We start from the raw sequence: 13,938 nt of genomic DNA on the forward strand, positions 1-13,938 counted from the left end.
CGCGGGGGGCGCCCCGCCCCCCCCGGCCCCCCCCCGGGGGGGGGGGGGGGCCCCCCCCCCCCCACCCCCCCCCCCCGGGGGGGGCCCGGGGCCCCCCCCGGGGCCCCGCCGTCGGCGTTTCCGGTGCTCCGGGCCCCTTCCCGTCAGCACCGCGCCCGGACGTTCGTCCGTACCGGGTCACGCTTGTGTCACGAATTGTCTACAGTCGACCGGCCTGTGACTTTGTCCGGACCTTTTATTTGCCGTGCCGCGACACGCCCGGGATAAATTCTCTTTCGAATTCCTCTCGAGCTTCCCGCAATTCCCGCCGGACCGTGTTGTGGACGTGCGGCGGACTTGCCGCGGACTCCGCTCCGGATCCCCTCCGGTTCCTTACATCTCCTTCACTTCGGGGGCTCCAGAGACCGGGTGAGGAGATCACGCGCGGCCCTGATTCGGTCCGTCAGCTCGGGCGGCTCGACGACTTCGAACTCACACCCGATCAGCATGATGTGAATCACCATGACGTCGAGGTTCACCGCCCCCGTGTGCAGCAGGCAGCTCGCCTCGTCGAGGGGCTCCAGCGTCCCGTGGCTCGGCGCGATGACCTGCGCGGCCGTCGCCAGCGGCACCCGCAGGCGGACGACGGCCCGGGCCGCGTACGCGCCCTGGGAGATGCCCCGGGAGACGTACGCGGCGAGGTCCTCGGCGGGCGGCGGGCGCGGGGTGAAGCGCGGACCGTGCGGGGGCCGGGGCTCGATCCGGTCGGCCCGGAAGGTCCGCCAGTCCTCCCGGTCGAGGTCCCAGGCGACGAGGTACCAGCGGCGCTCCGTGCACACCAGCCGGTGCGGCTCGACGGTCCGGCGGGTGACGGCCCCGGCGTGGTCCCGGTAGCCGAAGCGCAGCCGCTCGGCGTCGCGGCAGACCGTCGCCAGCTCGGTCAGGACGCCCGAGTCGACGGTGGAGGCGGCGGCCCCGCGCAGCATCGGCACGGTGAACTGGTTCAGCGCCGAGACCCGGCCCCGCAGCCGGGAGGGCAGGACCTGCTCCAGCTTGGCGAGCGCCCGTACGGAAGCCTCCCCGATGCCCTCCACACCGTTCCCGGCGGCGGTCCGCAGGCCCACGGCCACGGCGACGGCCTCGTCGTCGTCGAGCAGCAGCGGCGGCAGCTCGGCCCCGGCCCCCAGCTGGTAGCCGCCGCCGGTGCCGGGACTGGCGTTCACGGGGTAACCGAGCTCCCGCAACCGGTCCACGTCCCGCCGCACCGTGCGGGCGGTCACCCCGAGCCGGTCGGCCAGATCGGCCCCGGTCCATTCCCTGTGGGCCTGGAGCAGGGACAGCAGGCGCAGCAGTCGCGCGGAAGTCTCGAGCATGCCCGCAGTCTGCCCTGGGGCCGGCCTGATCCCGGACCGGCTCCCGAACCGGCCGCCCGGACCGCCCGGACCGGCCCGTAGAAGTGGAGGGTGGACCGTGCGGGCGCGGGACGACAAACTTGCACCGCTAGGTTTGCGTGCACCCGACCCCGGTCTGCCAGGAGGCTCCGTGTCCTTCGTACCCACCGACCCGCTCGGTCTCGACGAGCTCCTCACGCCGGAGGACCTCGCCATCCGCGACACCGTGCGCGGCTGGGCAGCCGACCGGGTGCTGCCGCACATCGCCGAGTGGTACGAGAACGGCGAACTGCCGGGGATCCGGGAGCTCGCGAAGGAGCTCGGCGCGCTCGGGGCCCTCGGGATGTCCCTCCAGGGGTACGGCTGCGCCGGGGCGAGCGCGGTCCAGTACGGACTCGCCTGCCTGGAGCTGGAGGCCGCCGACTCCGGGATCCGCTCGCTGGTCTCCGTACAGGGATCGCTCGCCATGTACGCGATCTGGAAGTACGGCTCGGAGGAGCAGAAGCAGCGCTGGCTGCCGGGCATGGCCGCCGGTGAGCTCATCGGCTGCTTCGGGCTGACCGAGCCCGACGTGGGGTCCGACCCGGGCGCGATGCGCACCCACGCGAAGCGCGAGGGCACCGACTGGGTGCTCAACGGCCGCAAGATGTGGATCACCAACGGGTCGGTGTCGGCCGTGGCCGTCGTCTGGGCGCAGACCGACGAGGGCATCCGCGGGTTCGCCGTGCCCACGGACACCGCCGGGTTCTCCGCACCGGAGATCAAGCACAAGTGGTCCCTGCGGGCGTCCGTCACCAGCGAGCTGGTCATGGACGACGTACGGCTGCCCGCCGACGCGGTGCTTCCGGGTGTCACCGGGCTCAAGGGGCCGCTCGGCTGCCTCAGCCACGCGCGCTACGGCATCGTGTGGGGGTCCATGGGCGCGGCGCGCGCCAGCTTCGAGGCGGCGCTCGACTACGCGAAGACGCGCGAGCAGTTCGGCCGGCCCATCGGCGGCTTCCAGCTCACCCAGGCCAAGCTGGCCGACATGGCGCTCGAGCTCCACAAGGGGATCCTGCTCGCCCACCACCTGGGCCGGCGCATGGACGCGGGCACCCTGCGGCCGGAGCAGATCAGCTTCGGCAAGCTCAACAACGTCCGCGAGGCCATCGACATCTGCCGCACCGCGCGGACCGTCCTCGGTGCCAACGGGATCTCCCTCGAGTACCCCGTCATGCGGCACGCCACCAACCTCGAGTCGGTCCTCACCTACGAGGGCACCGTCGAGATGCACCAGCTGGTGCTGGGCAAGGCGCTCACCGGGCTCGACGCCTTCCGGTAGGCCGGGGAGGGCCGGGGGGCCCGGAGGCGGCCGGTGGGGGTCCCCCAGCTCCCGCCGGGAGGTGCCCCCGGGCTCAGCTCTGGTTGAAGAAGTCGCGCGAACGGCCGCCGGGTTCGCCGCTCACGATCTGGGTGTCGGCCGGGGTCAGCAGGAAGACCCTGGTCGCCACCCGCTCGATCGAGCCGCGCAGGCCGAAGGTCAGGCCGGCCGCGAAGTCGACCACGCGCTTCGCGTCGCCCGGGTCCATCGAGGAGAGGTTCACGATGACCGGGACGCCGTCGCGGAACAGCTCGCCGATGCCGCGCGCGTCACGGAAACCGTCCGGGGTGACCGTCGCGATGCGGCGGCCCTGATCGACGGCGGACTCCGAGGCCACCTTGACCCGCGGGTCCGTGACCCACTGCTCGCCGGGGCCGACCACCGAACCCCCCTGCGGGGCCTCCGCGTAGTCGTCGTCGTAGTAACGCTCGTCGTCGCTGTCCTCTACGAGACCCAGCCAGGCACTCGCCTTGCGCACCGAACCCATGGACGCCTCCTTTCATCGCGGTCAGTCTGTCTTCTCTTCCGCGTCCCTATCGTCGTCCATGATGCTGACAACGCGCCAAGTGGATAGTCGCCGCGCAGGGGTTTCGTGACGGTACTGGTGCAGAACATCCGTTGCACGGTCAAGGATCCTGGCGGCTACCGCTGCTGACTGAGTGAAAATACGACCAGTGCGGCCGTGCGGGTGATCGAGGGGGACGTACGGGTGAAGCGCGGTCCCGCTACGATGCCCGTCGAGCACGGGTATACACACGGGGGAAGCGTTTTGTTCGGCATCGTCAGACCATGTACGCACCGGCTCGGTGAGCGGTTCAAGGCGGAGTGGATGGCCCATCTGTGCGGGCTGTGCCTGGCACTTCGGGGTGATCACGGCCAGTTCGCGAGGATCGTGACCAACTACGACGGGCTGCTCGTCTCCGTTCTGACGGAGGCTCAGTCGGGTCCCGTCGCCGGCGCCCGGCGCACCGCGGGCCCCTGTCCACTGCGCGGGATGCGCACCGCCCCGGTGGCCAACGGCGAGGGTGCGCGGCTCGCGGCCGCCGTCTCGCTGGTCCTGGCCTCCGCGAAGGTGCGGGACCACGTGGCCGACCGGGACGGGCTGTTGGCCCGGGCCCCGATCGCCCTCGCCGCCCGCAGGGTGGCCCGGGGCTGGGACCGGGCCGGCGCGCGCACCGGGGCCTCGCTCGGCTTCGACACGGCCGTGCTCGTCGACGCCGTGGACCGGCAGGCGGGCATCGAGACCCTGGCCGGCGCCGGGACGCCCGTGCTCGTGGTGACCGAGCCGACCGAGACCGCCACGGCCGCCGCCTTCGCCCATACCGCGACCCTCGCCGGACGGCCAGGCAACGCCGCCGCGCTCGCCGACGCGGGCCGCTACTTCGGGCGCCTCGCGCACCTGCTGGACGCCGTGGAGGACCAGGTCGCCGACGCCGCGGCGGGCGCCTGGAACCCGCTGACGGCCACCGGGACCTCCCGCGCCGAGGCGCGCAGGCTCTGCGACGACGCCCTCACGGGCATCCGGCTCGCACTGCGCGAGGCGGAGTTCGCGGACGCGGGACTCGCCCACCGGCTGCTCGTGCACGAGCTGCGCACCTCGGTGGACCGGGCCTTCGGGACCGCGGCCTGTGCCCATACCGTGACGGAACACGACGTCAGGGGCGTCTTCGGTCCGCCTCCGGTGGACTTCGGGCCGCCGCCGCCTCCGCAGAAGCCGCGGCGCGACCTGCTGTCGGGCTGCGCGGTCGCCCTCGGGCTGTTCTGCACCTGCCAGCTGTGCTGCACGGAGCACGAAGGACCCTGGTCGCGCCAGAAGCGCGAGGCGTGGTGCGACAACTGCGACTGCGGGGGCTGTGACTGCGGGGGCTGCGGGGACTGCGACTGCGGGTGCGGCGACTGCTGCTGCTGTCCCTGCGACGGCTGCTGAGGTCCTGTCAGCCCGCCGGTCCGTGACGCGGTCCGGCGCCGCGTCCGCGGCGGGTCCGCCGCTGGTCCAACCGCGGGCCGCTGCCGGTGCGCTGCCGGGCCGCTCCGGCCCCGGCCCGGATCCGCGCGGGCCCGGACGGCGTACCCCGCGGTTCCCGGCCGGGCCGGCGTGGAAGGGGTGAGCGGCATGAGCGCTGACGCAGTCCTCGCGGACGACCCGGCCACCGCATGGAAGCGGTGGCACGAGCATCGGCTGGCCACGGTGTCCGCCCCCTACGGACCCCTCTCGCTGACCGGGACCCACTGGCTCGCCGACTACCCGGAAGGTCGAATTCCGGCCGTTCCGGGGCTCTGGCGCGCCACCGGCGACGGGGTGGCCCTGACCGCGGGCGCGGACGAGGGGGTCAGCCTGGACGGAGAGCCCTTCGCCGGTGACGCCGTCCTCGCCGCCGACGAGGCCCCGCCCTCGCACTCCCGGATCGCCGCGGGCGGCGTACGGCTCGTCGTGCTCCGCCGCGAAGGGGACTGGGCGGTACGCGTCTTCGACCCCGCCGCGCCGGGCCGCGCGGCCTTCGAGGGCGTCGAGGCCACCCCGTACGATCCGGCGTACGTCGTGCCGGGCCGCTTCCGCCCCTACGGCGAGAGCCGGACGGTCCAGGTGGAGAACGCCGACGGGCGCTCGCGGGGCCTCGGCCTCGGCGGCGAGCTGAGCTTCGCGTTCGCGGGGGCCCGCCACGCCCTCCAGGTCGCCGTGGACGAGGGCGACGGCAGCCTCTGGGCCGTCATCGGGGACGCCACGGGCGGCCGTTCCAGCTACCGCTTCCGGTTCCTCAGGCCCGGCGCCCCGGCCGCCGACGGCTCGATCACCGTGGACCTCAACCGGATCCAGCTGCCGCCCTGCGCCTTCGCGGACCACTTCATCTGTCCCTTCCCGCCACCCGGCAACACGCTGCCGTTCCCGCTCGAGGCGGGCGAGAGGCGGCTGAAAGGCGCCCTTGCTGGCGCCATCTGACACCACGACACTCCCGACAGCGTCTCTCCGGGCTTGTCAGGGGCACGACGAACCACCGCGCGTCCGCCGTGCCCCCGGCCGCCCTCCACGGGCTCCGGCACCCCACACCGGCCGGGCCCCCGATCCCCTCCGGGAGGACGACACATGAGGATGACCCGCATCATCGGCACCCGGCTCTTCGCCATGGCCACCGGCATGGCGGCCGTGGCCGCCCTCGCCGCCCCCACCACCGCACACGCCGACGGCGGCTTCAGCGCCGACCGGCTCGCCACCGCCGGGGCCTCGGTCCTGCGCGCCGACGTGGCCGGCACCGCCTGGCACACCGACCCCGCCACCGGCACCCTCGTGGTCACCGCCGACTCCACCGTCTCGGCCGCCGGGCTCGCCAGAATCCGCAGGGAGGCCGGGGCCGACGCCGCCGCGCTGCGCATCGAACGCGTCTCCGGAAAGCTCACCAAGCTGCTCTCCGGCGGCGACGCCATCTACGCCTCCGGCTGGCGCTGCTCGCTCGGCTTCAACGTGCGCAGCGGCAGCACCTACTACGTGCTCACGGCCGGCCACTGCACCGACGGCGCGGGCACCTGGTGGGCCAACTCCTCGCACACCACCACCGTCGGCTCCACGGTCGGCTCCAGCTTCCCGACCAACGACTACGGCCTGATCAAGTACGCGAGCAACTCCCCGGTGCCGCCCGGCACCGTCGGCGGCCAGGACATCACCAGCGCCGTCAACGCCACCACCGGCATGTCCGTCACCCGGCGCGGCTCCACCACCGGCATCCACAGCGGCACGGTGACCGGCCTCAACGCCACGGTGAACTACGGCGGCGGCGACGTCGTCTACGGAATGATCAAGACCAACGTCTGCGCCGAGCCCGGCGACAGCGGCGGCCCGCTCTACTCCGGGTCCCGCGCCGTGGGCCTCACCTCCGGCGGCAGCGGCAACTGCTCCTCGGGCGGCACCACCTTCTTCCAGCCCGTGGTTGAGGCGCTCAACGCGTACGGCGTCAGCGTGTACTAGACCTGCCCCGGGCGCCGTGCCCCCGCAGCACCCCTGGACGTCCTCCCGCCTTCTGGGAGGATGTCCAGGGCATGTGCCCATGGGGGAGGCGGGTTTCCGCATGAAACGAATCGGCGTGACCGGACACCGGTCGATCCCGGACGAGGCGCTCGGCCACGTGGAGGAGGGCCTGCGCGCCGTACTGGCGGGCCACGAGGGGCCGCTGGAGGCCCTCTCCAGCCTCGCCGACGGAGCGGACCAGCTGTTCGCCGTCATCGCGCTGGAATGCGGCGCGGACCTCACCGTGGTCGTCCCCAGCGGGGACTACGAGGAGGGCTTCGAGGGCGCCGAGGCCCTGGACCGCTACCTCGGGCTCAAGCGCCGCGCCGCGCAGGAGGTCCGGATGGACTTCGCCCGCTCCACCGACGAGGCCTACTACGCCGCCGGCACCTACATCGCCGACTCCTGCGACGGCCTCGTGGCCGTCTGGGACGGCCTGCCGGCCCGCGGGCACGGAGGCACCGCCGAGATCGTCGCCTACGCCCGCGCGCTCGGCAAGCCCGTCACCGTGATCTGGCCCGAGGGCGTGACCCGGGACTGAGGCCACGCCCCCCGCGGGGCGATGGTGAGGGTTTCCGCCGCGGGGCCGGTCCCCGCCGCCGTACCGGCCCCCGCCGCCGCGCCGGTCTCAACTGCTGTGCCGGGCCAGCCAGTCGGTGTGCTGCGGAGACACGTACCGCTCCGTCTCGTAGACCGCGGACGGCCACTGCGTCTCGGTGATGGTCGTCTGCATCACGACCATCATCGCCGAGAGGTCCTGCTCGATCAGGGTGTGCGCCTCGATCAGCGGATGGTGGCGCCGCACCTCGTTCCAGGCGATGCCGGCCGCCGCCGCCGCGCTCAGCAGCCCGGTCAGCTCCGGTCCCGGGCCCGACCCGAAGGCCCCGATCAGCGCGAACAGCAGCGCCAGACAGGTCAGCAGCACGATCGACCACGACCACAGGGCCGTCGCCCGCCGTGACACCTCCGTCCGGCGCTGGTACCAGTTGCGCTGCTCGATCAGCCGGTCCCGTACGTACGTCTCCCTGCGCACCTGGTAGTCCAGCCCGCGCAGCCGGTGCATCGCGCCGGTGATCTCTCCCCCCTCCGGGACGAGCCCGGAGGTCCGGGGATCGCTCCAGCCCATCTTGCGCAGCTCGTCCAGTCCCGCCTCCAGCCGGGTCCGGTACGTGCCCTCGGGCCCCGGGGCATCGCTGCCGAACGGGGCTCCGTGGACGGCGTACCGCCAGGCCAGCGACTTGATGAACTCCGCCGCACTGCGGTTGAGCTGCCACTGCGGGCGGGCCCGGCGCCGGGTCGCCCGGATCCCCACGGCCAGCACCCCCGCGTAGGAGACCACGCTCAGCAGGCCGAACAGGGACATCGACCCGAGCGCGGGCGCCTCGGGCAGGGCGGCGGCCCCGGCGGCCGCGACGAGCAGCGCCAGCTGCGCGCGCGTGGCCTGGGTGGACTCCCGCTGCCGGGAGATCGCCGCCTGGTCGGTGTGGTGGTAGAGGGCCGGCAGGTCCTCGTTGCGAAAGGTCATGCTGCTACTCACAGCGCACCCCCCAGTCTGGAATCACGTGGGCCATCGGGACGGACGGGGCGGCCCCGCAGGAGCCGCCCCGCCGGATCACACCGCCAGCGGCTCCAGGTCCCGGTGGACCCGCCGTTCGTCACGCGCGTACCGGGTCAGACCGTGGTCCTCGCCCAGCAGCCGCGTCAGCTCGGCCACCGCCTCGGCCCGCACCCGGTTCGCCTCCTCCTTGCGGCCCATCATGTCCAGGCTGACCGCCATGTTGGAGGCGCTGGCCAGGGTCTCCGGGTGGTGGACGCCCAGGGCCTCGCGCAGCCGCATCACCGAGATCCGCTCCAGCTCCAGCGCCCCCTCCGGATCGCCCAGGTCCGCACGGGCGTTGGCCAGGTTGAGGTTGGCGAAGATGGTGTGGGGGTGGTTGTCGCCCAGCACCTCGCGCATGTGGTGGACGGTCTGGCGCAGCATCGGCTCGGCGGTCTCGGCCGCGCCCGTGCCCCAGTGGAACACCGCGAGGTTGTTGACCGCCGCCAGGGTGTACGGGTGCCGCTCGCCCGGCACCTTGACGTACTCGTCCACCACCTCCTGGGCCAGGTCCCGCGCGCCGCCCGCGTCCCCGGTCGCGAACAGGTCCGCCGCCAGGTTCAGCTCGCAGGCGAGCAGGTCCGGGTTGACCGAGGTGTACTTGGCCCGGTAGCGGTTGCGGGTCGCGGTCGTCAGCCGCAGCGCGTCCTCCACGTCCCCCGCCCGGCGCAGCGACACCGCGAGGTTCTTCGCCGCCGACAGGGTGCCCGGGAAGGCCCGGCCCAGCGTCCGCTTGTAGATCTCGTACGTCCGGCTCAGCAGCTGCACGGAGTCGTCGTACCGGCCGACCTCGCGCAGGTCCCGCGCCAGGTTCTGCGCCGAGGACAGGGTGTACGGGTGGTCCGTGCCCAGCACCTCGGTGCGCCGGTCGAAGACCTCCTGGTCGATCTCCCTGGCCCGCGCGTACTGCCCGATCATGCGCAGGTTCAGCGCCAGGTTGTTCGCGGCGGCCAGGGTGCGCGGGTGCGCCTCGTGGAAGATCTGGCCGAAGCCCTCGTGCGCCGCGGCGGCCAGCTCCATCGCCTCGCCGTACCGGCCGAGCGCGCCCAGGTCCATCGCCAGGCCGCTGGTGGTCATGTACGTGTGCGGGTGCGAGGGGCCCAGCGCCGCCTGCTGGCGCTCCAGCGTGCCCTCGTCCAGCTCCATGGCCTCCACGAACCGGCCCTGCGACCGCAGGATGTTGGAGAGGTGGAAGCGCAGGTACAGGTACTGGAGGTCGTCGCCGCCCAGGGTCTCGCGCCAGGTCTCGCGCAGCTCCTCGCCCAGCGCGTACGCCGCCTTGAAGTCACCGCGCTTCCACAGGTACCGGACGCGGTCGATCAGCAGCCGGCGGGTCTCCGGTTCCTTGCAGAACCGGGCCTCCGACGGGGTCAGGTGCGGCCAGATGGTGTTGAACCGCGGCCAGGTCTCCGGGTTGTCTATCGGCTCGTCGTCATCCGGCCGGGCACCCGCCAGGATCCGGTGCACCGCGTGCCGCGCCTCGCGCTGCTCCTCCTCCGAGAGCTGCGCCCGGATCACGGCCTGGACCAGCCGGTGGACCTGGATGCTGTTGCTGACCTGGTCGACCTTGGCCAGGGCGAAGCGGCCGATCTCCCGGATCACGCGGCCGAGCACGAGCTTCTCCTGGAGGGAGGAGTCGTACGGCTTGAGGGTGTCGATCATCTCCTTGCTGTAGAGCAGGTTCGCCGAGATCGGCTCGGGAGCGAAGAAGGCGCACAGCTGGAGCAGCCGTACGGCGGCGGGGGAGCGGGACTGGAGCCGTTCGATGGAGACGTTCCAGGTGGCGGCCACCGGCTCCGGGTAGCCGGGCGGCTGGTTCAGGGCCAGCACCCGGGCGGCCTGCTGGGCCAGCTGCTCGATGTACGCGGACACCGGGGTCGCGGTCTCCGCGATCCAGGCGCCCGCCTGCTCGACGGCGAGCGGCAGGTCGCCGACCGCGACGGCCACCTGTTCGGCGTCGTCCTTGCTGAGTCCGGGGGCCCGGCGCTGGAGGTGCTCGATGGACTCCTCGCGCAGGAACACGTCCACCGGGAGGGCGTCACCGTACTGCGACCAGGACTGGTTGCGGGAGGTGACGAGCACGTGTCCCGGGCCGCCCGGCGGGAAGAACCGCTTGAGCGTCTCGGGGTCGTCGGCGTTGTCGAAGACGAGCAGCCAGCGCGAGGAGGGAACTCCGCGCCGCAGCAGGTCGATCGCCTCCTGGGAGGCGGCCGACATGTCCTCGCCGGTCTGCGCGCCGAGGCGCACCGCGAGTTCGGCGAGGGCCGCGACCACGTCGTCGGTCTGCTCCGAGGAGATCCACCACACCAGGTCGTAGTCGGCCATGAAGCGGTGCACGTACTCCAGCGCCACCTGCGTCTTGCCGACGCCGCCGAGCCCGAAGAGGGTCTGCGGCTGCGGCAGGACCACGGCCATGCCGCCGCCGAGCTGGTCCCGCATCCGCTCCAGCACGATGGAACGGCCGGTGAAACCGGGGTTGCGGGGCGGCGCGTTCCAGATCTTCGGCACCGTCCCCGGGAAGCGGGGGCCCGGCGCGGAGGCGCTGGTGACGCTGTCGGGAAGCGCCATCGGCCGTTCCACCGCGCGCAGCAGCGCCGTCGTGGCGTGCACCTCGTCGAGGCGGAACAGGTCCACCGGATTGCGGTCGATGTACGGGGTGGACAGGCGTACGTCGCCCACCCTCAGCGGCACCAGCTGGCGCCGGCCCCCGGTCGGGTCCTCGGCGGCGGCCCGTTCCCAGACGTCGACCGCACGGGCGGACTTGAGGTAGGCGCTGGAGAGCAGCACCACGGTCCGGGCGGCGGTGTCCACGCTGATGCCGGCCCCGCCCAGGGTGTCCCCGGCGGTGGCGTCCGGGGTCCGGTCGGCGGCCGAGACGTCCTTGGGGACGACCCGGAAACCGGCCCGGGTGAGCACCGACTCGATCCAGTCGGCCCACATGCGGTTCTCGGCGACGTACGACAGGAAGAGGTCGGCGGGCAGGGCGGGGCGGCGCCGGGTGAAGGCGTCGCGGATGCGCAGGCGGACCTCCTCGCCGATGGCGGGCATGGAGGTGACGTCGCCCTCGGTGACCACCGCGGTGAGCCGTTCGAAGGCGGAGAGCAGGGAGTTGGTGAGCCCGGCCTCGTCCCCGAAGGTGGCCAGGGTCTCCTCGTAGGCGTAGTAGGGGCGGTAGGGGATCTCCACCGCACCCCAGTAGGAGGTGAGTTCGTCGCCCATGAGCCCGTTGGGGAAGCGGTCGAACTTGATCCGGGCCAGGGCGCGGCCGGCGTCGGCCTTCTCCTTCTCGCCCTCGTCGATGCGCATCGGGACCGGATAGATCTTGATGCCGCGGTCGTTGAACCGCTCGTCGATCTGCCGGGCCACGGAGGCGGCCCCGTCGATGGACTGGTCGGAGAGGGTGAAGCAGTCGACCAGGACGTCGGGGAGGTGGACGGTGCAGATGTCGGCTATGTCGGAGAGCCCGGTACGGCTGTCGATCAGGACGTAGTCGTAGTTCCGTTTCATGTCGGCCCGTAAGGCGTCGAAGAAGAGGCCGCCGCCGAGGCGGTCGTAGAAATTGTCCCAGTCGAAGGTGGACACGGTCGCGGAGTACTCGCGGTTCTGCCGGCCCGCCGAGACGAAGTCGAGGGTGCCGCCGTCGGGGAACTCCCAGCCGAGGGTCTCGGGGGTGAGCGAGACGGCGTGCGGCTGGATCCGCGCGTAGTCCGTGTGCCAGTCGTCGGCGCGCTGCACCGGGCTGGTGGCCGCCCAGGCGTACTCGCTGATCAGGTCGATGACCCCGGTGGTGGCGCCGAGGGTGGAGGGGTCCAGGAAGGGGTGGAAGAACCGGTGCAGGCCGGGAGCCTCCAGGTCCCAGTCGACGGCGAGGACCCGCTTGCCGTTGGCGGCGAGGATCCAGGCGGTGTTGGCCAGTGCCATCGTGCGGCCCGTGCCGCCCTTGTACGAGTAGAAGGTGACGATCCGCCCCTCGCGGTGTCCGTCACGGCTGTTCTGGTTGTCACGACTCGCTGTCATCCGCGTCCCCCCGGTCGTTGTTCTCGTGGTGGTCGGGCTGGTCGGGCCTGGCTGCTCTGCCGTGGCCGCCGAGCCTGCCGAAGCCCGTTCCCGGGCCGAAGCCGGGGCCCGTTCCCGTGTTCGTGTCCCATCCCGTGCCGCGTCCGGTGGCCGGGCCCCTGTCCGGGCCCCTGTCCGGGCCCCTGGCTGGGCCCCTGTCCGGGTCCCCGTCCGGTCCCGGGTCCGGTCCCGTGTCCGCGCCGGCGTCCGGCGGGAAGGGGGCGGAGGGCATGGCCGGAGGGTCGTTCATCCCCATCGGCCCGATCAGCCGGGGCCGTTCCGATCCGCCCGCCGGGGTGCCCGCCGGCGGGTAGACCTGGGCGTGCCGGAGGAACTGCTGGGCGGCCGCCTCCACCACTTGCGGCAGGATCTGTCCGAGGGTCTCCATGTTGGCCACGCCGTTGGCGGCGGCCCGGCAGGCGGCCCGGCCCTGGCTCATCTTGACGGGCATGGTGTCCTCGAGCCGGTGGGCCAGTTCGTTCTCCTTGGCGCGGCTCTGGTGGTCGTAGCGGTTCCAGGGCACGACCACGTTGATCCAGGGACGGGACTCCTGGTCGAAGGCGGCGAGCCGCGTCCTGCGCTGTTCGTCCTCCACCGCCCACCGGTCGACGATCAGGATCTCCGGACGGGTCGGCGGCTGTTTGGAGTCGAAGTGCCCGGCCTCGTCGTCGAACGACCCCACGGACGTCTGGTAGTTGAGGTTGCGGACCAGGTCCTCGGCCACGTAGGCGATGGGCCTCTGGGACACCGGGTGGTACGGGTTCCACTCGAGCGCGCTGTCCCCGTAGTACTCGGGGCTGCGCCCCTCCGGCAGGTCGTGGCGCGAGGCGGCGGCCACGGTGACGTGGAGGGTGCGGGCCGTGCTGCTGGGGGAGCCGAAGGCGCTGGGCACCAGCCGGTAGTCCAGCGGGCGGATCGGATCGAGCCGGACGGTCTCGGCGACCCGGACGATCCGCTTGGCGAGTTCGTATACGGCGCTCTCGTACTGCTCGGCGTAACCGCGCAGCTTGATCAGGCCGTACAGCCCGTCGCTGACGTAGCGCTCGCCGAAGGTGTTGTGGTTGAACTGCAACCGCTCCGCGGGGAGCGGCAGTTGCGAGGGCGGAACCGGCACCCATAAGGCCGGCACGATGGCCTCGGCCGGCTGGTTGCTGAGCGCCACGTGCTGGATGGTGCGCTGCGCGAAGGCGAACCACTCCCTCCCGCACATCTCGCTGGCGAAGTAGCGCGGCGAGAAGAGGGGCACGAAGACGCGGCAGGTGGCGAGCGCCGTGCCGAGCCGCTCCGACCAGCCCTCGCCGCTGCGTATCTCCCGGTCCATGAAGCCCGCTTCGGCTCCGGCCGGCAGATCCGTCAGCGCCATCACATGGCTGCAGAGATCGCGGAAAAGACGCTCCACCCACATGTCCGGATCGGGTCCCCCCGCACCGAACCTCGGTGTATGCGCATAACTGAGAAAAAAGTACGGCTGCACTGATGCGGGCACACGACCCCCGTCCCGAAGATGCGAGCGAAGAAACATCATTCCGGAGCTTCTCCGCCGTATCCCCTCATGGTT

10 protein-coding genes are annotated in these 13,938 nt (G+C 72.5%); 5 read left to right on the top strand and 5 right to left on the bottom strand.

Going from position 1 to position 13,938, the window contains the following annotated elements; all coding sequences use genetic code 11:
* Positions 1-383: 383 nt before the first annotated feature.
* Positions 384-1,352 (bottom strand): helix-turn-helix transcriptional regulator, encoded by a 969-nt coding sequence (locus ACWF9Z_RS22625; RefSeq protein ID WP_453604615.1) that lies wholly within the window; start codon positions 1,350-1,352, stop codon positions 384-386.
* Positions 1,353-1,521: 169 nt separating this feature from the next.
* Between ACWF9Z_RS22625 and ACWF9Z_RS22630 the strand changes: the two genes are divergently transcribed.
* On the top strand, positions 1,522-2,691 hold the full coding sequence (locus ACWF9Z_RS22630) for an acyl-CoA dehydrogenase family protein (protein ID WP_453604616.1): 1,170 nt from the start codon (positions 1,522-1,524) through the stop codon (positions 2,689-2,691).
* Between the two features lie 73 nt (positions 2,692-2,764).
* On the opposite strand, the gene ACWF9Z_RS22635 is transcribed toward ACWF9Z_RS22630, so the two are convergent.
* Positions 2,765-3,217 carry a cell division protein SepF gene (locus ACWF9Z_RS22635; RefSeq protein ID WP_243340959.1) on the bottom strand — a complete coding sequence of 151 codons (453 nt, stop codon included), beginning with the start codon at positions 3,215-3,217 and terminating at the stop codon, positions 2,765-2,767.
* Positions 3,218-3,499: 282 nt separating this feature from the next.
* Between ACWF9Z_RS22635 and ACWF9Z_RS22640 the strand changes: the two genes are divergently transcribed.
* The 4 genes from ACWF9Z_RS22640 to ACWF9Z_RS22655 all read left to right on the top strand — a co-directional run bounded on the left by ACWF9Z_RS22640 (position 3,500) and on the right by ACWF9Z_RS22655 (position 7,268).
* Complete coding sequence (locus ACWF9Z_RS22640) at positions 3,500-4,657, top strand: DUF5685 family protein (protein WP_453604618.1); 1,158 nt, start codon at positions 3,500-3,502, stop codon at positions 4,655-4,657.
* 186 nt (positions 4,658-4,843) lie between these two features.
* On the top strand, positions 4,844-5,668 hold the full coding sequence (locus tag ACWF9Z_RS22645) for a DUF1684 domain-containing protein (RefSeq protein ID WP_453604620.1): 825 nt from the start codon (positions 4,844-4,846) through the stop codon (positions 5,666-5,668).
* A 144-nt stretch (positions 5,669-5,812) separates the two neighbouring features.
* Positions 5,813-6,688 (top strand): S1 family peptidase, encoded by an 876-nt coding sequence (locus tag ACWF9Z_RS22650; RefSeq protein ID WP_453604622.1) that lies wholly within the window; start codon positions 5,813-5,815, stop codon positions 6,686-6,688.
* 100 nt (positions 6,689-6,788) lie between these two features.
* Positions 6,789-7,268, top strand: a complete 480-nt coding sequence (locus ACWF9Z_RS22655) for a hypothetical protein (protein ID WP_453604624.1) — start codon at positions 6,789-6,791, stop codon at positions 7,266-7,268.
* Positions 7,269-7,355: 87 nt separating this feature from the next.
* Here the strand turns inward: ACWF9Z_RS22655 and ACWF9Z_RS22660 are convergent, their stop codons facing one another.
* From ACWF9Z_RS22660 to ACWF9Z_RS22670, 3 genes are all read right to left on the bottom strand, one after another.
* The gene (locus tag ACWF9Z_RS22660) at positions 7,356-8,252 is read right to left on the bottom strand and encodes a DUF4231 domain-containing protein (RefSeq protein WP_453604625.1); all 897 of its coding nucleotides are present in this window, start codon (positions 8,250-8,252) and stop codon (positions 7,356-7,358) included.
* Between the two features lie 87 nt (positions 8,253-8,339).
* Positions 8,340-12,341, bottom strand: coding sequence for an FxSxx-COOH system tetratricopeptide repeat protein (fxsT, locus tag ACWF9Z_RS22665; RefSeq protein ID WP_453604627.1), 4,002 nt, complete (start codon positions 12,339-12,341; stop codon positions 8,340-8,342).
* Positions 12,325-13,905, bottom strand: coding sequence for a TIR-like protein FxsC (locus ACWF9Z_RS22670; RefSeq protein ID WP_453604629.1), 1,581 nt, complete (start codon positions 13,903-13,905; stop codon positions 12,325-12,327). Before ACWF9Z_RS22670 ends, fxsT begins: the two co-directional genes overlap by 17 nt.
* Between the last annotated feature and the right edge of the window lie 33 nt (positions 13,906-13,938).

It is taken from the genome of Streptomyces sp. NPDC054961, assembly GCF_053609145.1.